Genomic DNA, 19,676 nt, shown 5'->3' with positions numbered 1-19,676 from the left:
AGGCGGCGGATCACGGGAACGCAATGATCCACTTCGACGCGTATTGTAAAACGGCAGCGGCCGGCGTGCCCGGGCCACGTCGACGGAACCCCGCCCGGGATAGGGTTATGCGCAGCGATGAAATCCGGGGTTTCAATTCTGAAACCCGTATGCCGGGTTTGCGGCGCGAAATCCTGGCAAATCAACCAAATCCGGTATGGCCCGCTTTTTGCGCTCCCAGACCCGCCGCACGTCCAGCCGTCGTGCCGGCAAAGCTGCCGTGACCCGACGATCGCATTGCGTTGCAGGGCAGGCGCCCTTGGTCTTGAACAGGAATGCACCGCGATGTACTACGGAACGAATGCAGCCGGCGCAGCTGGCGCAGAAAGCCGCGCGCTTGCCGCAGATGACAGCCAGCCACGTGCCGGCCGCCACCACGACGATCGTTGCGGCGGCAAGCCGGCGCCACAGCGTACCAACTGGGCCTGGGCGGCCGTGGCCAGGCATGACGACTGGATGGATTCACACAGCCCGTTTGCGCAGTTTGCGCATTTCGACTAGCCGCCGCCCACGGCACCTGCCGTGGCGCGGTCCCTTCGAATGACCCGAGCCGCCGTGCTGCCTGCGCGGCGTCTCGGTTGCCCTCAGTTTCCTTGTGCGTGCCATGAACTACGCTCCCATCAAATCGCTGCTGATTGCCAACCGTTCCGAGATCGCGATCCGCGTCATGCGGGCCGCCGCCGAGATGAATATCCGGACCGTGGCGATCTACTCCAAGGAAGACCGCCTCGCCCTCCATCGCTTCAAGGCCGACGAGAGCTACCTGGTCGGCGAGGGCAAGAAGCCGCTGGCGGCCTATCTCGATATCGAAGACATCCTGCGCATCGCGCGCCATGCGAAGGTCGATGCAATCCATCCGGGCTATGGCTTCCTGTCGGAGAATCCGGACTTCGCGCAGGCCGTGATCGATGCCGGCATCCGCTGGATCGGCCCGTCGCCCGAGGTCATGCGCCGCCTCGGCAACAAGGTGGCCGCGCGCAATGCGGCGATCGAGGCGGGCGTGCCGGTGATGCCGGCCACCGACCCGCTGCCGCACGACCTGGAGGCCTGCAAGCGCCTGGCCGCGGGCATCGGCTATCCGCTGATGCTCAAGGCCAGCTGGGGCGGCGGCGGGCGCGGCATGCGCATCCTGGAGAGCGAGCAGGACCTGGAAGTCTCGCTGGCCGCGGCGCGGCGCGAGGCGCTGGCGGCGTTCGGCAACGACGAGGTCTATGTCGAGAAATTGGTGCGCAACGCGCGCCATGTCGAAGTGCAGGCGCTCGGCGACACGCATGGCAACCTGGTGCACCTGTACGAGCGCGACTGTACCGTGCAGCGCCGCAACCAGAAGGTGGTGGAGCGCGCGCCTGCGCCGTACCTTGACGATGCCGGCCGTGCCGAGCTGTGCGAGGCGGCGATGCGGCTGATGCGCGCGGTCGGGTATTCCCATGCCGGCACGGTCGAGTTCCTGATGGACGCCGATTCCGGCCAGTTCTATTTCATCGAAGTCAATCCGCGCATCCAGGTCGAGCACACGGTCACCGAGATGGTCACCGGCGTCGATATCGTCAAGGCGCAGATCCGGATCACGGAAGGCGGCTATCTCGGCATGACCGAGAACACGCGCAACGAGAACGGCGACATCGTCGTGCGCGCCGCGGGCGTGCCGGTCCAGCAGGATATCCATCTGAACGGCCACGCGCTGCAGTGCCGGATCACGACCGAGGATCCCGAGAACGGCTTCCTGCCAGACTACGGCCGTCTCACCGCGTATCGCAGCGCCGCCGGCTTCGGCGTGCGGCTGGATGCCGGCACCGCCTATGGTGGCGCGGTAATTACGCCGTACTACGACTCGCTGCTGGTCAAGGTCACTACCTGGGCGCCGACGGCGCCCGAGTCGATCCGCCGCATGGACCGCGCGCTGCGCGAGTTCCGCATCCGCGGCGTGGCCTCCAACCTACAGTTCCTGGAGAACGTCATCAACCATCCGGCGTTCCGCGCCGGCGACGTCACCACGCGCTTTATCGACAAGACGCCGGAGCTGCTTGAATTCACCAAGCGCCTGGACCGTGCCACCAAGCTGCTGCGCTATCTCGGCGAGATCTGCGTCAACGGGCACCCGGAAATGGCCGGCCGCACGCTGCCGCCGTTGCCGCTGCCGGCAGCGGTGCTGCCCGCGGTCGACAACAGCAAGCCGCTGCCGTACGGCACGCGCGACCGCCTGCGCGAGCTTGGCGCCGAGAAGTTCTCGCGCTGGATGCTCGAGCAGAAGCAGGTGCTGCTGACCGACACCACTATGCGCGACGCGCACCAGTCGCTCTTTGCCACGCGCATGCGCACCGCCGACATGCTGCCGATCGCGCCGTTCTATGCGCGCGAGCTGTCGCAGCTGTTCTCGCTGGAATGCTGGGGCGGCGCGACCTTCGACGTGGCGCTGCGCTTCCTCAAGGAAGACCCGTGGCAGCGCCTGGAGCAATTGCGCGAGCGCGTGCCCAACGTGCTGTTCCAGATGCTGCTGCGCGGCTCCAATGCCGTCGGCTATACCAACTATGCGGACAACGTGGTGCGCTTCTTCGTGCGCCAGGCCGCCAGCGCCGGCGTGGACGTGTTCCGCGTGTTCGACTCGCTCAACTGGGTGCGCAATATGCGCGTGGCGATCGATGCGGTGGGCGAAAGCGGCGCGCTGTGCGAAGGCGCGATCTGCTATACGGGCGACCTGTTCGACAAGTCGCGCGCCAAGTACGACCTGAAGTACTACGTCGGCATCGCGCGCGAGCTGCAGCAGGCCGGCGTGCATGTGCTGGGCATCAAGGACATGGCGGGCATCTGCCGTCCGCAGGCGGCGGCCGCGCTGGTCAAGGCGCTCAAGGAAGAGACCGGGCTGCCGGTGCATTTCCATACGCACGACACCAGCGGCATCTCGGCAGCGTCGGCGCTGGCGGCGATCGAGGCCGGCTGCGATGCGGTGGACGGCGCGCTCGACGCCATGAGCGGGCTGACCTCGCAGCCCAACCTGTCAAGCATCGCCGCGGCGCTGGCCGGCAGCGAGCGCGATCCGGGCCTGAGCCTGGAGCGCCTGCACGAAGCCTCGATGTACTGGGAAGGGGTGCGCCGCTACTACGCGCCGTTCGAATCCGAGATCCGCGCCGGCACCGCCGACGTGTACCGGCACGAGATGCCTGGCGGCCAGTACACCAACCTGCGCGAGCAGGCGCGCTCGCTCGGCATCGAGCATCGCTGGACCGAGGTGTCGCAGGCATACGCCGAGGTCAACCAGATGTTCGGCGATATCGTCAAGGTGACGCCGACCTCCAAGGTGGTCGGCGACCTGGCCCTGATGATGGTGGCCAATGACATGAGCGCCGCGGACGTGTGCGACCCGGGCAAGGAAATCGCTTTCCCCGAGTCGGTGGTGTCGCTGTTCAAGGGCGAGCTGGGCTTCCCGCCCGACGGCTTTCCCGCGGGACTGTCGCGCAAGGTGCTGCGCGGCGAACCGCCCGCTCCGTACCGGCCCGGCGACCAGATTCCGCCGGTCAACCTCGATGCCGCGCGTGCCGCCGCGGAAGCGGCCTGCGAGGAGCCGCTCGACGACCGCCAGCTGGCGTCTTATCTGATGTACCCGAAGCAGGCGGTGGACTACCACGCGCATGTGCGCAACTACAGCGACACCTCGGTGGTGCCGACGCCGGCATTCCTGTACGGCCTGCAGCCGCAGGAAGAAGTGGCCATCGACATCGCCGCGGGCAAGACGCTGCTGGTCTCGCTGCAGGGCACGCATCCCGATGCGGAGGAAGGCCGCATCAAGGTCCAGTTCGAGCTGAACGGGCAATCGCGCACGGCGCTGGTCGAGCAACGCATCACCACGCAGGCGGCATCCGCGCGCCAGAGCCGTCCGGTGGCCGAGCCCGACAATCCGCTGCATATCGCCGCGCCGATGCCGGGTTCGATCGTGACCGTGGCCGTGCAACCGGGGCAGCGCGTGGCCGCGGGCACGACGCTGCTGGCGCTCGAGGCGATGAAGATGGAAACCCATATCGCCGCCGACCGCGACTGCGAGATCGCCGTGGTGCATGTGAAGCAGGGCGACCGGGTGGCGGCGAAGGACCTGCTGATCGAGCTGAAGCCGGCGCAGTGACGTGGCTGGCGCCGCGGCAGCGCGGCGTCAGGGCAGCGCCCGCGCCATGCTCTGCGCAGCCTGCGCGATGCGTTGCGCCAGCAGCGTGGCCGCCGCCTGGCGGCTATGGTGCGGACGCTCCACCAGCCCGATCTCGCGATGGAAGGTGTCATCGCCGAGGCTGAGCGCCGCCACGCCTTTCGGCCATGCCGTCGTGCCGGTGATCGGCACCAGCGCGACGCCAAGGCCGCGCTGCACCAGCTGCGCGATGCCCTGCAAGTCGTCCAGTTCGATCGCGTCCCTGACCGGGATACGCGCACGGCGCAGGAACTGGTCGACCACGCGCCCGCCAAACGAGCCGCGGTCATAGCGGATAAACGGCTCGCTCTCCAGCAACTCGCGCCATGGCCGCTTGCCTTGGGCGCGAGGGACCAGCAGCACGAACGGTTCGGCTAGCAGCGTGCGCCACTGCAGGTCGGAAGGCAACGCGAACGGCGGCCTGATCATCACCGCGATATCGATTTCGCCCGAATCGACCTGGCCCAGCAGGTTCAGCGACACGCCCGGCACCAGCTTGATTCGGTATCCCGGCATCTCATGCCGGAAGCTGGCCAGCGCATCGGCAAGGAAAGAGACATGGACCGATGCGATGGCGCCGATGCGGACCAGCCCGGTGCGCGGGCTGCCCGCATGGCGGCCGAGCCTGGCGTACACGGCCATCAGTTCTTCGGCAACCGCCAGCGTTTCGCGGCCATCGGCATTGAGCACGGCCGCGCGGCCGGTGCGATCGAACAGCGCAAAGCCCAGTTCCTGTTCCAGCCGCTGGATCTGTGCGCTGACCGCCGATTGCGTCAGCCCGATATGGGCGGCCGCGTTGGCAAAGGTGCCGTAGCGGACCACCGCGAGGAAAGTCTGGAGTTCGCGCAGCATCGCGATAGATCGAAATAATTGTTGCTCAGAGCAAAAATATATCGCTTTTCATGGTGAATGGCGATGCTTAGACTAAGCGGACGATGGCGGTTGCAGGCCCTGGTTACAGGCCTAAAGAGCCGCCGCCAGATTTATTCCCCACTACGCTTCACTCAGCCCGAGCCCATGACTACTACCGCCCCCCGCATTCCTCCCTTCCATCTCGCCTTTCCCGTGCGCGACCTTGCCGAGGCGCGCGCATTCTATGGCGGGCTGCTCGGCTGCCCGGAAGGGCGCAGCTCGCCGGACTGGATCGATTTCAACTTCTTCGGCCACCAGATCGTGGCGCACCTGGCGCCGGAGGAAGTCGGCCACAGCAAGACCAGCGCGGTCGATGGCGACCAGGTGCCGGTGCGGCACTTCGGCGCGGTGCTGTCGATTCCCGAATGGGAGGCGATGGCAGAAAGGCTGCGGGCGGCAGGCGTCGAGTTCATCATCGAACCCCACATCCGCTTCAAGGGCGAGCCTGGCGAACAGGCCACCATGTTCTTCCTGGACCCGTCGGGTAATGCGCTGGAGATCAAGGCCTTCGCCGACCTGTCGTCGTTGTTCGCCAAGTAAGGCGGAGACCATCAGCCGCTGAATGTGCGCCCTGCTTGCACAAGCGCATCGTTCCAGCGGCAGGACACTGCGATGCGCCGGCGCTGTCTACCGCACCTGGCACGCGACACCTATGATCGATCCATCAACTGGCGCCGGCCGCCTCGGCAGGATCCCGCGCATCGCGGGCTGTCCCGGCCGGCACTTCCGGAGATCGACATGAAGCGCATCCTGGGTGTCTACAGCGCACCGCGTTCGCACTGGGTCGGAGACGGCTTTCCGGTGCGTTCGATGTTCTCTTACCAGAGCCATGGCAGGCAGCTCAGCCCGTTCCTGCTGCTGGACTACGCCGGCCCGGCGGACTTTACGCCGACGCAGGCGCCACGCGGCGTGGGCCAGCATCCGCACCGGGGCTTCGAGACGGTGACGATCGTCTACAAGGGCGAAGTAGCCCGCGCGGGTAAGAAGAGAAAAAGGGCCCCGCGGGGCCCTTGCAGGAACCGCGATGCCGGGCAACTTACTGCACGTTGCCCGCGACCGCGATCACCTGGCCGGTGATGTAGTTCGAATCCGGCGAGCAGAACAGGTACACGCCGCCTGCCGCTTCCTCCGGCGTGCCGCCGCGGCCGAGCGGGTTGCGCTGGGCATGCGACTTGAGCATTTCAGGGTTCAGGCCGACGCGGATCTCGCGGCCTTCGATGTTGACCGTGGCACCGGCATGCGCGCCGGCCGAGGTCATGCGGGTGTGGATCAGGCCGAAGGCCACCGCATTCACGTTGACGTTGAAGCGGCCCCATTCGCGCGCCATCGCACGGGTCATGCCGATCACGCCAGCCTTGGCGCCGGAGTAGTTGATCTGGCCGGCGTTGCCGTTCAGGCCGGATGTCGACGAGATATTGACAATCTTGCGGTACACCTCGCGGCCGGCTTCCTTGTCGGCTGCGGCCAGCGCCTTGATATGCGGGTAGGCGGCGCGCAGGATGCGGAACGGCGCGGTCATGTGGCAATCCAGGATGGCGTACCACTGCTCGTCGCTCATCTTCTGCACCACGTCGTCCCAGGTGAAGCCGGCGTTGTTGACGATGATGTCGATGCTCTGGAAGCTGCTCATCGCCGTGTTGATGAAGCGGTCGGCAAAATCCGGCGCGGTCACGTTGCCCACGCACGCCACCGCCTCAACGCCCATCGCCTTCAGCTCCTCCACCGTCTGCTGCGCCGGTTCGGCGTCGAGGTCGTTGATGACCAGGCGCGCGCCCTCGCGTGCCAGGCGCCTGGCGATCGCATTGCCGATGCCGCGGCCCGAACCGGTGACCAGTGCCACCTTGCCTTCAAGTGCTCCCATTGCTGACTCCTTAGTGCTCGATCTCGTGCTCGATTGGATTTACAGGGCGACGACGGCGTCGCCGAGGATCTTGGTTTCGCCGTACTGGTTGGCGGTCTGGATTTCCAGCTTGATGCGCCGCTCTTTGCCATCCGGACCATCCACTTCCAGCTTTTCCACCACGCGGCCGCTGCAGGTGATGCGATGGCCCAGGTGCGTGATGCCGACGAAGCGCACGCCGAACTGGCGCAGCTGGCGCTGGTCGACCCACTGCGTCAGCAGGCGGCCGAGGTAGGCCATCGACAGCATGCCGTGCGCGAACACGTCGGGCATGCCGGCCTTGCGCGCGTAGTCGATGTCGATGTGGATGGCGTTGTGGTCGTTCGACGCGCCGGCGAACAGTGCCAGCGTGGTGCGGTTGACCGGTTCCAGCGTCAGCGGTGGCAGCGTGTCGCCCACCTTGACCTGGTCGAAGCTCAGTTTGCTCATGTGGGGTCTCCGTTCAGCCGTTGCGTTGCACCAGCACGCTGCGCAGGTCGGCTACGTGCTCGCCGTCCTGGTTGCTTACGCGTGTTTCGCGCACCACGAACTCCAGCGCGCCGTCTTTCTTGTCGTAGATGTCGGCGATAGTGGTCTTGAAATGCAGCGTGTCGCCCGCGTACGCCATGCGGTGGTAAGCAAAGGACTGCTCGCCATGCAGGATGCGCGACGGCACGATGCCGACCTCGTCCCGCCACGCATTGGACGGCTGCGACAGCTCGAGCGAGAACAGGAAGGTAGGCGGCAGCGGCAGGCCGGGATGGCCGGCGTCGCGCGCCGCCGCTTCATCGATATAGACCGGATCGGCCTGCCCGGTGGCCTTGGCGAAGAAGCGCAGCTGGCTCGCCGGCACGGAGGTGCGGAAGTCCGCAATCACCTTGCCGATGTGTTTCTTGTCGATCATGGATAGTCTCCTGTGATTGCGCGCACTCAGGCGTGCTTCTGGTACAGGGTCACCACGCAGGCGCCGCCCAGCCCCAGGTTGTGCGTCAGCGCCAGCCGGGCGCCTTCCACCTGGCGCTTGTCGGCGGTGCCGCGCAGCTGCTTGACCATCTCGAAACACTGCGCCAGCCCGGTGGCGCCCAGCGGGTGTCCCTTGGACAGCAGTCCGCCCGACGGGTTGACCACCCACTTGCCGCCGTAGGTGTTGTCGCCGTCGTTGACCAGCTGCTCGGCGCCGCCTGCCTCGCACAGGCCGAGGCCTTCGTAGGTCAGCAGTTCGTTCTGCGCGAAGCAGTCGTGCAGCTCGATCACGTCGATGTCCTGCGGGCCGACGCCTTCAGGCCGTTGGAGATGAAGGTCTTGCTGCCGTTGATGACGTATTCGTCGCCCTCGCGGATCGCGGTGGTGCGGATCGCCTTGAGGTCGCTGCCAGTGCCCGGTTCGGTCATGCCGATGGCCAGGATGTATTCGCCCGAGCAGACCTTGGGCAGCCAGCGCTGCTTCTGTTCCTCGTTGCCGATGCGGGCAATGTACGGCGCAATGATGTCGGAGTGCACGCCGAAGCCGGGGCCGCTGATGCCGGCGCGCGCCTGCTCTTCGTTGAAGATGGCGGAGTGCCCGAAGTCGCCGCCGCCGCCGCCGTACTCAGTCGGCAGCGTCACGCACAGCAGGCCCTCGCGGCCGGCCTTGAGCCAGGTTTCGCGGTCGACCTTGCCGGCCTTGTCCCACTCGGCCTGCCGGGGCAGGCATTCGCGCTCAAGGAAGCGGCGCACCGTGGTGCGGAACATCTCGTGGTCGTCGCGGAAGATCGTGCGTTGGATTTCCATGGAGGTTTCCGGATGTCAGCCGTGCGGTCCGCGGCCTGACAGGTTTTCTGGGAATGCGGTTCGGGCACAGGTCGCCGGCTGGTTGCGGGCCGGGCCACTGGCATGTCGCTAAGGTACTGGGGGGAGGGGGGACGCGAACACCACCCGCTTCAGGTGGTGGGTGGGCGCGGGTTGCCGCCCCGGAGGGTGGGGAGGAGGAGCGGTATCAGGCCCGTGCCGAGGGGCGGGAGAGTGCCCTCGGACGCGCCTGAGCGGTGTCAGCGCGCCCCGTCGGGCGGCTGGCCGCCCTGGCCGAGTTCGCGGTCGCGCACGCGCGCCACGGCCTCGTCGCGGCTGCTCACGCCGAGCTTGCGGAAGATGTTGCGCAGGTGCCATTTCACCGTCTCCGGCGACAGCCCCAGCGTGCGTGCGATCTTCTTGTTGGGCAGCGCCTGGCCGAGCAGGCGCACCACGTCGGCCTCGCGCTCGCTCAGTTCTTCTGTGCGGCCTTCTGCCAGTCCCGCGGAGGTTGCGCCGGCTGCCGCCACGCCGGCCGGCGCCGGCTCCGGCACGGCCTGCTGCAGCCGCTCGATGTAGAACGCCAGCACCGGGTCGAGCCCGGGGGTGCCGGCGATGTCGTCAACCTGCCGCATCGAGCCGGGGGAGGCGTCGATCAGGCTGCGCATCAGCCCGAGCCGGTGCCCGCGGCGCAGGCCTTCGAGCGCATGTTCGTGCGCGGCGGCCGGATCGCCGCGGCGCGTGGCGACCACCGCGGCCAGCATGTGCAGCTGCGCCACGTGGCGCTGCCAGCCGCGCCCCTCGCAATAGGCGATCAGCGGTGCCAGCCGCATCCAGGCGGCGCGCAGATCGTCATGCGCCAGGCTGGCCATCACGTGGGCGCGCTCGGTCACCATGTGGATCGCGTCGAGGAAGCCGCGCGGCGCGGCGCGGTGGCGCACGGCAATGGCGTCGAGCCGCGCCAGCACCGCTTCGGCTGTGGCAAGGTCACCGCCGGCCAGGTGCAGGCGGACCTGGTTGGACAGGCTCTGGGCCACCAGCCGGTCCAGGCCCTGCTGCGTGCCGTAGTCCTCCAGCCGCTCCAGCTGGGCGAAGGCATCGAGCCGGTGGCCGATGATCCAGTGCGCCGCGGCCAGCACGGTATGCACGCGCAGCACGGAATCCGGGATCGATACGCGCTCCATCACGTCGACGCGGTCTTCGAGCAGCTTGCGCGCGGCGTCCAGGTCGTTGTGCTCGTACAGCACTTCGCCCAGCAGCGCGGCGGCAAAGTACTCCGGCTCGGCGCCCGCGCCGCCGTGCCCCACCAGTTCGACTTCGCGCAGCACGTCGCGGCTGATGCGCTCGACCTGCGTCACGTTGCCTTCCATCGCATGGCTGAAGCCGATCAGGCAGCGGCCATTGAGCATGCCGCTGGCGGTGCCCAGCAGCGGCACGCCGTCGACCAGCAGCGGCGGCGTTTCGGCGTGGATGGCGCGCGCGCGCTCGTAGTCGCCAAGGTGCATGTACAGCAGCGACAGCAGGTTATTGCGCGAGCCCAGGTAGAAGAGCGCGATGTCCGCCGGGGCGGCTTCGATTTCGGGCAGCAGTGCCAGCGCGCCGGCGGTGTCGTCGCGCAGCAGCACCAGGCTGAAGCGCAGCAGCGCCAGCCGGTAGCGCAGCGAGGCGTTGCCAGGCGCGGGGCCGATATCGGCTTCGAGCCGGTCGGCCCCGGCGGCACAGCCATCGAGGTCGCGCGTGAGCATCTGCATGCGCAGCGCCAGCAGCCGCAGCTCCGGGCGCGCCTGGATCTCATTGGCGGGCAGCAGGCGCAGCAGTCCAAGCGCCTTGCGCACTTCGCCGCGCGCCATCAGCGTGTCGGTATAGCGTTCCACCAGTTCGGCTGCGGTGCCGGCATCGCCGGCGAGCACGGCGTGGCGGACGGCCTCGGCCAGCATGCGGTGGTCGCGGAACCAGCGCCAGGCAGCGCCGTGGATGGCGCGCTGCTGCGCCTCGCTGCGCGCGCGGAAGCGTTCGGCCAGGGTCTCGCGCAGCAGCGGGTGCAGGCGGTACCAGGCTTCGCGTTCGGGGCCGGGCGTGGGGGTGATGAAAAGGTTTTCCTGCTCCAGCCGTGTCAGCAGGGCCAGCACCTCGTGCTCGCCCATCGCCTGTTCGCCCAGCGCCTGGCACAGCGATGCGGTAAAGCGCTCGCATGCGGCCGCGCGTACCAGCAGCTCGGCTTCGTCGGGTGCCAGCCGCGACAGGACTTCGCGCTCGAAATATTCGGCAAAGGCACCGGCGTCCTGCACGTTGGCCTGCACCAGGCCGCTGGCGAAGGTCACGCCGCTGGCGCTGGCCTTCTTGCGCTTCCAGTGCGCGGCGAATAGCTGCAGGCCGGCGACCCAGCCGTCGGCCAGCTCGTGCAGCAGGCGCGCATCGCGCGCGCTGATCTCGGCCAGCTGGGCCCGCAGGAAGTGCTGCGATTCGGCCAGCGTGAAGCGCAGGTCGCGCTGGTCCAGCTCCAGCAGCTGGCCCTGGTCGCGCAGGCGCCCGAGCGACAGCGGCAGCGCCGCGCGCGTGGCGAGCACCAAGTGGAAGTTGGGCGGGGCGTATTCGAGCAGCCATTGCAGCGGCTGCAGCACGCGCGCCGAGGCCAGGTGCTGCACGTCGTCCAGCACCAGCGTCACTTCGCGCGAATGCGCGCCGATGCCGCGCACCAGCGCCACGATGGCGCGCTCCACGGCTTCGTCGTCGGTGGCGCGCTCGGCCAGCAGCACGGCCTCGCGGGTGATGTCGGAACTGATTTCGGCCAGGCACGCGAGCAGGCGGTCGAGCCAGCGCTGGCGCTCGTCGTCGGCGGGTTCCAGCGCCAGCGCGGCCCTGTCGAAGCCCAGCGCCAGCAGGTCCAGGCGCCAGGCGCTCAGCAGCGCGGTCTTGCCATAGCCGGCCGGCCCCTGCAGCACGATGCAGCGCCGCCGGCGCGCCTCGGTCAGCTGCGCCAGCAACCGTTCGCGCGCGACCACGCGCGCGGCGCTGCGCAGCGATTGCGGGCGGGATGGCGGCGAGGGCGGCGAGGGCAGCGTGGTGGGCTGGCTGCCGGGTGGCGACGGAGGGTTGGCTGGCGAGTTGGGCATCGGAGCGGCGGGATAGGGCAGCCTGGGCAAGCCGATGCAAGTGGCGGCGCTGGCGGCTCGCAGGCGCCAGGGTGTCCAGCGCTGGCGGGGCAAGGGGCGGCTGTTGCTGCGATTGTATGGCAGAAGCCGCAGCCCGGCGATAGAGGTCTCGCGCCGCCAAGATGCCAGCCTGGTGGCGCGCAGCGCCCCAGGCCTATTCCGCTGCCTATTCCGCTCTGCCTATTCCGCTCTGCCTATTCCGCTGCCTATTCGGCGGTGGCGCCGCTGGTCTTGATCATGCGCGCGATCACCGGCTCGGTGGCGTCGAACTCGCGCCGGAACTCGGCCGGGCTGTTGCCGACCGCCTCCATGGCCAGTGCGTCCAGGCGAGCCCGAGACGTTGCAGCAGCTCGGCATAGAAGCGCTGCTCCACCGGGCCGATCGAAAAGTACTTGCCGTCGCGGGTCCGGTAGCTGTCGTACCACGGCGCGCCGCCGTCCAGCACGTTCGACTTGCGTGCCTCCTTCCATGTGCCCGAGGCCAGCATGCCCCAGAACACCGCGCCCAGCTGCGCCGCGCCTTCGGTCATGGCCGCGTCGACCACCTGGCCCTTGCCGCCGCGCTGCACGTTGAGCAGCGCCGCGACCACGCCCAGCGCCAGCAGCATGCCGCCGCCACCGTAGTCGTCGACCAGGTTCAGCGGGGGCACCGGCGCTGCGCCAGCGCGTCCGATGCCCGACGGCACGCAGGACAGCGCCACGTAGTTGAGGTCGTGCCCGGCGCGGTCCGCCAGCGGGCCGGTCTGGCCCCAGCCGGTCATGCGCCCGTAGACCAGCTTCGGGTTGTGCGCGAGCGCGACCTCCGGCCCCAGGCCCAGGCGTTCCATGGTGCCGGGGCGGAAGCCTTCGAGCACGACGTCGGCGCGCTCGACCAGCGCCAGCGCGGCGCGCTGCGCCTCGGGCTGCTTCAGGTCCAGCGTGACCGAGCGCCGGCCGCGGCCGGTGATGTCGATGCGGCGGGCGCCCCCGGCCTTCTTCGGGGCAAGGTCGGCGGGGGCCTCGGGGCGGTCGATGCGGATCACGTCGGCACCCATGTCGGCCAGTAGCATTGCGCCGAACGGGCCCGGCCCGATGGCTTCGAATTCGAGTACGCGGATTCCGCTCAGTACGCCCATGTCGGCTCTCTCCTGTGGTGTGGCGGCGGCGCGAGCGCGGCCCACGCCGGCGCGTTGCCGCCTGCCGGCAAGTAGAGCAAAGGACCGTTGCCGGCGGACCCACCCGTATCAGGTAGGAGGGCGAGATGCGCTTTTGCAGCGCACAAACGCACGCCTATATGTCCAGGCACGCAAGGCAGGCACCCTTCACACTCATTCGCGTCGCCACCGGCCTGCGTTAGCGCGTGCTTGTGCGCACGGCGGCTGAGCGCGCGCGCTTTTGAAGATGGCCTGAGACGGCCGCAGGCGGACGGCGCCGGTCCGGCATATTCCCCCCACGGCCATCGACGCTCAGTTCACCGCGCGCGCCTTGCCTTCCCAGTGCGGCGCGCGCAGGTCGCGCTTGAGGATCTTGCCGGCGCCGGACAGCGGCAGCGCCTGGCGGAACTCGACGCTCTTCGGGCATTTGTAGCCGGCGATATGCGCCCGGCAATGCTCGCGGATCTCGTCTTCCGTCGCTTGCGCGCCAGCCTTCAGCACCACTACGGCATGCACCGCCTCGCCCCATTTCTCGTGCGGCACCCCGATCACCGCGCTCATTGCCACCGCGGGATGGCGGCCGATGACGTTTTCGACCTCGGCCGAATAGACGTTCTCGCCACCGCTGACGATCATGTCCTTGATGCGGTCGACGATAAAGATATAGCCCTGCTCGTTCATGTACGCGCCGTCGCCGGTATGCAGCCAGCCGTCGCGCAGCGCGCGGGCGGTGTCTTCGGGGCGGTTCCAGTAGCCGGGCGTGACGCCGCCGCTGCGCACCAGGATCTCGCCGACGGTACCGCGCGGCACTTCGTTGCCTTCGGCGTCGGCGATCTTCACCTCGATGCCGATGCCGGCGCACCCGGCCGACAGGTGCAGCCCCTGCGCGCGCGCCGCGCTGCCATGGTTGCCGGGCGGGTTGGTGGTGACGATCATCGATTCGGTCATGCCGTACGAGTGCGCGAACTCGACGCCGGGCAGCTTTTCCATGGCCTGTTCCAGCACCGCGGCGCTGATAGGCGATGCGCCATAGCCCAGCCGCCGGACGCTGCCAAGGTCGAACCTGGCGAAGTCGGGGTGGTGGATCAGCATCTGGATGGTGGTCGGCACCATGCCCAGCTCGGTGATGCGTTCGCGCTCGATGGTTTCCAGTACCTCGCGCGCTTCGAACGACGGCAGGATCACGTGGGTCTCGCCCGCGATGAACTGCATCAGCACGCGCGCGATCGCCGCGATATGGAAGAACGGGTTGGTATGCAGCACGCGGCCGCCCTTCAGCGGCGGGGTGTCGGCCATGCGCTGCAGGGTGCCGCACCACAGCGAGCTGTGGGTCTGCATGACGCCCTTGGGGAAGCCCGTGGTGCCGCCGGTGTACATGACGATGGCGAGGTCGCCGCCGCCGCGCTGCGCGTCCGGAACCGGCGAGGCCTCGTCGATCAGCCGCTCGTAGGACAGCATGCCGGCGGGCGCGTCGCCGTCGCCGGCATGGATCAGCACCGGTTCGCGCCGCACCGCGGTGCGAATGCCCTCGGCCATCGGCAGGAACTGGTCGTCGACCACCAGGATGCCGGTGTCGCAGTCATCGAGCGAGTAGACCACCTCCGGCACGCTCCAGCGCACGTTGACCGGGTTGAGCACGCCGCCGCCCCACCACGCAGCCATGGCGAACTCAAGGTAGCGGTCCGAGTTCTGCGCCAGGATGCCGACGCGGTCGTTCGGCCGCATGCCAAGCGCCTGCAGCGCGCTGGCCAGGCGCGCGACACGCGCGCAGAACTCGCGGTAGCTGCGGCGCCGGCCGCGGAAGATGGTGACGATTTCGTCCGGCTGCTGTTGCAGCGAGCGGTGCAGGGCTCGGGTCAGGTACACCGTTGTCTCCGTTCTTGCTTCCTTGTCCTTGGGCCGGCGCGTGGTCAGGGCCGGGCTGGCTGTATTGTGCGACGCCCGGCGATTATGGAATTCGGATCTGCCGAAGGCAGTGTTTGCCGGGCGGAAGCGTGCGCCGCCCCGCTGATGGCGCCGGCCGCTACAATCCGCGATGGGACATTTCTGAATACATGTAAGAAGACTTGATGACATACATCGTTGACGCGGTGGACGAGGCACTGGGCCTGCTGATGCTGGTGGCCGAGCATCCTTCGCTGGGGGTGACTGAGCTGGCCCGCCGCGCGGGGCTGACCAAGGCCCGCGCCTTTCGCCTGCTGGCCACGCTGGAGCATCGCGGCATGATCGCGCGCGAGCCCGCGGCCGCGGTCTACAAGCTCAGCTACAACGCCTTGCTGGTGGGCAATGCCGCGCGCGACCAGTTCGACCTGGTCAAGGTGGTGGCGCCGCGGCTGGCGGCGATCGGCGCGGCGTGCGGCGAGAACGTGATCGTGCGCGTGCGCGACGGGCTGGAATCGGTCTGCGTGGCGCGGCACGAATCGTCGCAATCGGTGCGTGTGCATACCGAGGTCGGCAACCGGAGGCCGCTGCATGTGGGGGCCTCGGGCAAGCTGCTGCTGGCGTTCGCCGCGCCCGAGGTGGTCGACGCCGTGGCGGCGCACAGCCTGCAGCGCTTTACCGAGCGCACCATCGTCACCGCGGAGCAGCTGCGCGAGGAGCTTGCGGCGATCCGTGCAGCAGGGCACGCCGTGTCGCTGGGCGAGCGCGATGCCGATGCGGTGTCGGCGGCGGCGCCGTTGCGCGATCACGGCGGTGCGGTGGTGGCATCGCTGAGCATTGCCAGTCCGGCCAGCCGCACCACGCCCGAGGCGCTGGCCAGGCATGTCGCGATGGTGGTGGAAGAGGCCGCGGCGCTGTCCCGCGCGTTGGGATATGCCGGCGGCTGACGCCGCGATCGCGTAGCGGTTGTCCGGTCATGAGCGGCGCTTCGGCGCCGTTTTTTTTTGCGTGCTTATCTTTGTCTCACCGGGTAAACCCTTGTTACTGGCGGCGACCGAATGTTTTATTCTCCGACACATCGTATCGGTAAATGAAACAATGTTTCGATCAACGAGATTTCCCGGGGCCGCGCTGGCCGCTGCTTTTGCCCTGTCCGCACTGGCGGGCGGGATCCGTCCCGCGCATGCCGCCGACCTGCGCATCGGCTACAAGGCCGAGGTAAGTGCTGCCGATCCGCATGTGCTGGACGCCGCCGGCCGCAACCTGTGGGGCCACGTGTACGAGACCCTGGTAGGCCTCGACAACGCCTTGCGCCCGGTGTCGCTGCTGGCCACCAGCTGGCGCCAGCTGGACGACCACAACTGGGAATTCCAGCTGCGCCCGGGGGTGAAGTTCAGCAATGGCGCGCCGTTCACCGCGAAGGATGCGCGCTATTCGATCGAGCGCGCGCGCAAGCTGTCCGGCGCGCGTACCTTCCGCACCTACCTGAAGTCGGTCGAGGCGGTCGAGGCCACGGGCCCGCTGACGCTGCGCGTACGCACCCGCACGCCCAACCCGGTGTTGCCGCAGAACATCGGCATGGTGGCGATGCTGCCGCACGGCCTGGGGCAGGGCGTGCGCGAGGCGGACTTCGCCCATGGCCAGGCGAGCATCGGCACCGGCCCGTACCGGTTGGTGGCGTGGGAACACGGCCAGCAGCTGACGCTGGCGCGCAATCCCGGCTACTGGGGCGGCGCGCAGCCGTGGGACCGGGTGGTGTTCCAGTTCATCCCCAAGGAGCCGGCGCGCGCGTCGGCGCTGCTGTCGGGGCTGGTGGACGTGATCGATGCCTCGTCGGCCAGCATTGCCGAAGCCTTCGCGCGCACTAACGGCCGCATCCGCACGGTGGCGGCAACCTCGTACATGCTGAACTACCTGCAGCTCGACCAGGGGCGGGCAGTCTCGCCCTATGTGCAGGATGCCGCCGGCCGGCCGCTGCCCGCCAACCCGTTGCGCGACGTGCGCGTGCGCCAGGCCATCAGCGTCGCGATCGACCGCGACCTGATCGCGGCGCGCGTGACCAAAGGGGATTCGGTGCCCGCCGGGCAGATGGTGCCGGCAGGCTTCTTCGGCTTTGCCCCGGCCGTGGCGGCGCCGCGTGCCGATACCGCGGAGGTGCGCCGGCTGCTCATCGCGGCCGGCTATCCCGACGGCTTCCGCCTGACGCTGCATTGCCCGAGCGACCGCTACCTGAACGACGCCAAGACCTGCGAGGCGGTGGGCCAGATGCTGACCCGCGCGGGCATCCGCACCGAGGTGCGCACGTTGCCGTACTCGGTCTACATCACTCGCGCCACCTCCGGCGGCGAGGGTGGCAAGCCGGAATTCAGCGCCTTCCTGCTCGGCATCGGCGCGGTCAGCGGCGATTCGCTGGAACCGCTGGTGGCGGTGGCGCATGCGCAGGACAAGGCCGCCGGCCTGGGTGCGAACAACCGCAGCGGTTATGCCAATCGCGAACTGGACGCGCTGGTGGAAAACTCCATGCGCACCATGGCGCCGGCGCCGCGCGAGCAGTTGCAGCGCCGGGCCGCTGAACTGCTGGCTGCCGACGCCGGCATCGTGCCGCTGCACCACCTGCGCGCCGCCTGGGCGTATCGCGCCGGGCTGGAAGTAAAGCCGCGCGCCGACGGCTTTACCTACGCCGGCAACATCCGCCCCGCTGCGCCTGCAGCGACGCCTGCGGCGCAACCCTGACCGATCCACCGCTTCCTGTCCTGATCGCTATGCTCGAAACCCTCCTGAAGCGGCTGCTGCAAAGCCTCGTCGTGCTGTGGCTGATGTCGGTGCTGACCTTCTGCGCCGTCAACCTGATCGGCGACCCGGTGCACTTGCTGGTCAGCCCCACCGCCACCGAGCAGGAAACCGCCGACGCGCGCCACGCGCTCGGGCTGGACCTGCCGGTGCCGCAGCAATACCTGCGCTTCATGCAGGGCGCGCTACGCGGCGACCTGGGCGAATCCTTCATCTACAACCGTCCCGCGATCGAGCTGATCGTCAGCCGCGTGCCGGCCACGCTGGAACTGGCCGTGACCGCGCTGCTGCTGTCGCTGGGCATCGGCATCCCGATCGGCGTGTTCGCCGGGCTCAAACCGGACAGCCGGCTGGCGCGCGCGCTGATGGCAGGCTCGCTGGGCGGCGTGATCATGCCGACGTTCTGGGTCGGGATGATCGGCATCCTGGTGTTCTCGGTGAACCTTGGCTGGCTGCCCTCGGGCGGGCGCGGTCCGGCCACCAGCGTGCTCGGCATGCCGCTGTCGGTGACCAGCTGGGAGGGGATCCGCTTCCTGCTGCTGCCGGCGCTGACGCTGTCGCTGTTCAAGATCTCGCTGGTGGCGCGGCTGGCCGAAGCCGGCACGCGCGAAGTGGCGGGGCAGGAGTACATCAAGTTTGCCCGCGCCAAGGGCGTGGGCGGCGCGCGGCTGGTGCTGCGCCACGTGGTGCCCAATGTGCTGATCCCGATCGTCACCGTGGTCGGGCTGGAATTCGGCCACCTGATCGCCTTCTCGGTGGTGACCGAGTCGGTGTTCTCGTGGCCGGGCATGGGCAAGCTGATCATCGATTCGGTGCTGGCGCTGGACCGCCCGGTGGTGGTGGCTTACCTGCTGGTCACGCTGGTGCTGTTCGTGGTGCTGAACCTGGTGGTCGACCTGCTCTACGTGGTGCTCGATCCGCGACTGCGCCACAAGGCGGCCTGAGCCCGGCTGCATCCACGCCCAACAGAAGCCATAGAAAACGAACGAGAACCTATCGATGTCCCTGCCTGCATCCCAACCTGACACCGCCATGCCGGCGCTCGCGGCAAGCGCCGCGCCTGCAGCGCCGCTGCCAACCGCGCGGCCCTCGCTGCTGCGGCGCTTCGTCGCCAACCGCGTCGCGGCGGCGGCACTGGCGCTGCTTGCAGTACTGCTGCTGATCGCCGCGCTGGCCCATGTCATCAGCCCGCAGAACCCGTACGACCTGGCCACGGTGTCCGTCATCGACTCCGAGCTGCCGCCCGGCAGCGCCGGCTACGAAGGCAACGTGCACTACTGGCTCGGCACCGACGGCGCCGGCCGCGACCTGGTCAGCGCGATCTTCTATGGCATCCGCATCAGCGTGGGCGTCGGCGTGATCAGCGCGGTGGTGGCGCTGATGGTCGGCAGTGCCGTTGGTCTTGCGGCGGCTTACTTCGGCGGCGTGGTCGATGCCGCGATCATGCGCATCGTCGACCTGCAGCTGAGCCTGCCGGCGGTGCTGGTGGCGCTGATCCTGCTGGCCGTGCTGGGGCAGGGCGTGGACAAGACGCTGCTGGCGCTGGTGATCGTGCAGTGGGCCTACTTTGCGCGCACGGTGCGCGGCGCGGCGCAGGTGGAGCGGCGCAAGGAGTATGTCGAGGCGGCGCTGGGCCAGGGGCTGCCGGCGCTGCGCGTGATGTTCCGGCACATCCTTCCCAACTGCATGGCGCCGCTGGTGGTGACCGGCACGCTGCAAATCGCGCACGCGATCACGCTGGAGGCGACCATGAGTTTCCTCGGCATCGGCCTGCCGCGCACGCAACCGTCGCTCGGCATGCTGATCGCCAACGGCTTCGAGTACATGCTGTCGAACAAGTACTGGATCAGCATCTTCCCGGGCGTGGCCCTGGTGCTGCTGATCGGCTCGATCAACCTGGTGGGCGACCGCCTGCGCCGCGTGCTGAACCCGCGGCTGAACGGCTGAGGCCACG

Annotated in this window: 13 protein-coding genes and 4 pseudogenes; 8 read left to right on the top strand and 9 right to left on the bottom strand. The window is 68.5% G+C overall.

From position 1 onward, the window contains the following. Positions 1-117: 117 nt before the first annotated feature. Together E1J61_RS38450 and E1J61_RS29790 are read left to right on the top strand one after the other, a co-directional pair. Positions 118-540, top strand: a complete 423-nt coding sequence (locus E1J61_RS38450) for a hypothetical protein (protein WP_243737042.1) — start codon at positions 118-120, stop codon at positions 538-540. A 103-nt stretch (positions 541-643) separates the two neighbouring features. After that, positions 644-4,153: a pyruvate carboxylase gene (locus E1J61_RS29790; protein ID WP_133097488.1), complete on the top strand. Its 3,510-nt coding sequence runs from the start codon at positions 644-646 to the stop codon at positions 4,151-4,153. 27 nt (positions 4,154-4,180) lie between these two features. On the opposite strand, the gene E1J61_RS29785 is transcribed toward E1J61_RS29790, so the two are convergent. Continuing rightward, positions 4,181-5,062, bottom strand: coding sequence for a LysR family transcriptional regulator (locus E1J61_RS29785; protein ID WP_133097487.1), 882 nt, complete (start codon positions 5,060-5,062; stop codon positions 4,181-4,183). A 165-nt stretch (positions 5,063-5,227) separates the two neighbouring features. Here E1J61_RS29785 and E1J61_RS29780 point away from each other — a divergent pair, with 165 nt between their 5' ends. Together E1J61_RS29780 and E1J61_RS29775 are read left to right on the top strand one after the other, a co-directional pair. Then, positions 5,228-5,662, top strand: a complete 435-nt coding sequence (locus E1J61_RS29780; protein WP_133097486.1) for a VOC family protein — start codon at positions 5,228-5,230, stop codon at positions 5,660-5,662. A 198-nt stretch (positions 5,663-5,860) separates the two neighbouring features. Continuing rightward, positions 5,861-6,133: pseudogene (locus tag E1J61_RS29775) on the top strand (pirin family protein); the annotation flags it as partial. Between the two features lie 25 nt (positions 6,134-6,158). Here the strand turns inward: E1J61_RS29775 and E1J61_RS29770 are convergent. From E1J61_RS29770 to E1J61_RS29730, 8 genes and pseudogenes are all read right to left on the bottom strand, one after another. Beyond that, entirely contained in the window at positions 6,159-6,983 is an 825-nt protein-coding gene (locus E1J61_RS29770; RefSeq protein ID WP_133097485.1) for an SDR family NAD(P)-dependent oxidoreductase, read from the bottom strand. 39 nt (positions 6,984-7,022) lie between these two features. Next, positions 7,023-7,451, bottom strand: coding sequence for a MaoC family dehydratase (locus E1J61_RS29765; RefSeq protein WP_133097484.1), 429 nt, complete (start codon positions 7,449-7,451; stop codon positions 7,023-7,025). 13 nt (positions 7,452-7,464) lie between these two features. Beyond that, positions 7,465-7,905 (bottom strand): MaoC family dehydratase N-terminal domain-containing protein, encoded by a 441-nt coding sequence (locus tag E1J61_RS29760; protein ID WP_133097483.1) that lies wholly within the window; start codon positions 7,903-7,905, stop codon positions 7,465-7,467. A gap of 26 nt (positions 7,906-7,931) precedes the next feature. Continuing rightward, positions 7,932-8,279, bottom strand: a pseudogene (locus E1J61_RS29755) (lipid-transfer protein); the annotation flags it as partial. Then, positions 8,276-8,770: pseudogene (locus E1J61_RS29750) on the bottom strand (acyl-CoA dehydrogenase family protein); the annotation flags it as partial. The pseudogenes E1J61_RS29755 and E1J61_RS29750, both read right to left, overlap by 4 nt. Positions 8,771-9,027: 257 nt before the next feature. Beyond that, the gene (locus E1J61_RS29745; RefSeq protein ID WP_133097482.1) at positions 9,028-11,880 is read right to left on the bottom strand and encodes a LuxR C-terminal-related transcriptional regulator; all 2,853 of its coding nucleotides are present in this window, start codon (positions 11,878-11,880) and stop codon (positions 9,028-9,030) included. Positions 11,881-12,202: 322 nt separating this feature from the next. After that, positions 12,203-13,033, bottom strand: a pseudogene (locus tag E1J61_RS29735) (CaiB/BaiF CoA transferase family protein); the annotation flags it as partial. Between the two features lie 330 nt (positions 13,034-13,363). Continuing rightward, positions 13,364-14,917 carry a long-chain-fatty-acid--CoA ligase gene (locus tag E1J61_RS29730; RefSeq protein WP_133097481.1) on the bottom strand — a complete coding sequence of 518 codons (1,554 nt, stop codon included), beginning with the start codon at positions 14,915-14,917 and terminating at the stop codon, positions 13,364-13,366. A gap of 203 nt (positions 14,918-15,120) precedes the next feature. Between E1J61_RS29730 and E1J61_RS29725 the strand changes: the two genes are divergently transcribed. The 4 genes from E1J61_RS29725 (at position 15,121) to E1J61_RS29710 (ending at position 19,669) form a co-directional block, all read left to right on the top strand. Further along, complete coding sequence (locus E1J61_RS29725; protein ID WP_133097480.1) at positions 15,121-15,879, top strand: IclR family transcriptional regulator; 759 nt, start codon at positions 15,121-15,123, stop codon at positions 15,877-15,879. Positions 15,880-16,030: 151 nt separating this feature from the next. Further along, on the top strand, positions 16,031-17,665 hold the full coding sequence (locus E1J61_RS29720) for an ABC transporter substrate-binding protein (protein WP_133097479.1): 1,635 nt from the start codon (positions 16,031-16,033) through the stop codon (positions 17,663-17,665). 29 nt (positions 17,666-17,694) lie between these two features. Continuing rightward, a complete protein-coding gene (locus E1J61_RS29715) occupies positions 17,695-18,666 on the top strand; it encodes an ABC transporter permease (protein WP_133097478.1) in 972 nt (323 codons plus the stop codon). A 55-nt stretch (positions 18,667-18,721) separates the two neighbouring features. Next, a complete protein-coding gene (locus tag E1J61_RS29710; RefSeq protein WP_133097477.1) occupies positions 18,722-19,669 on the top strand; it encodes an ABC transporter permease in 948 nt (315 codons plus the stop codon). The last annotated feature ends 7 nt before the right edge of the window (positions 19,670-19,676 follow it).

Origin of the sequence: Cupriavidus sp. L7L (assembly GCF_004353535.1) — a bacterium.
Classification (GTDB): Bacteria; Pseudomonadota; Gammaproteobacteria; order Burkholderiales; family Burkholderiaceae; genus Cupriavidus; species Cupriavidus oxalaticus_A.
The sequence above is the reverse complement of the archived record's forward strand: the minus strand, read 5'-3'. Positions and strand labels throughout refer to the sequence as shown.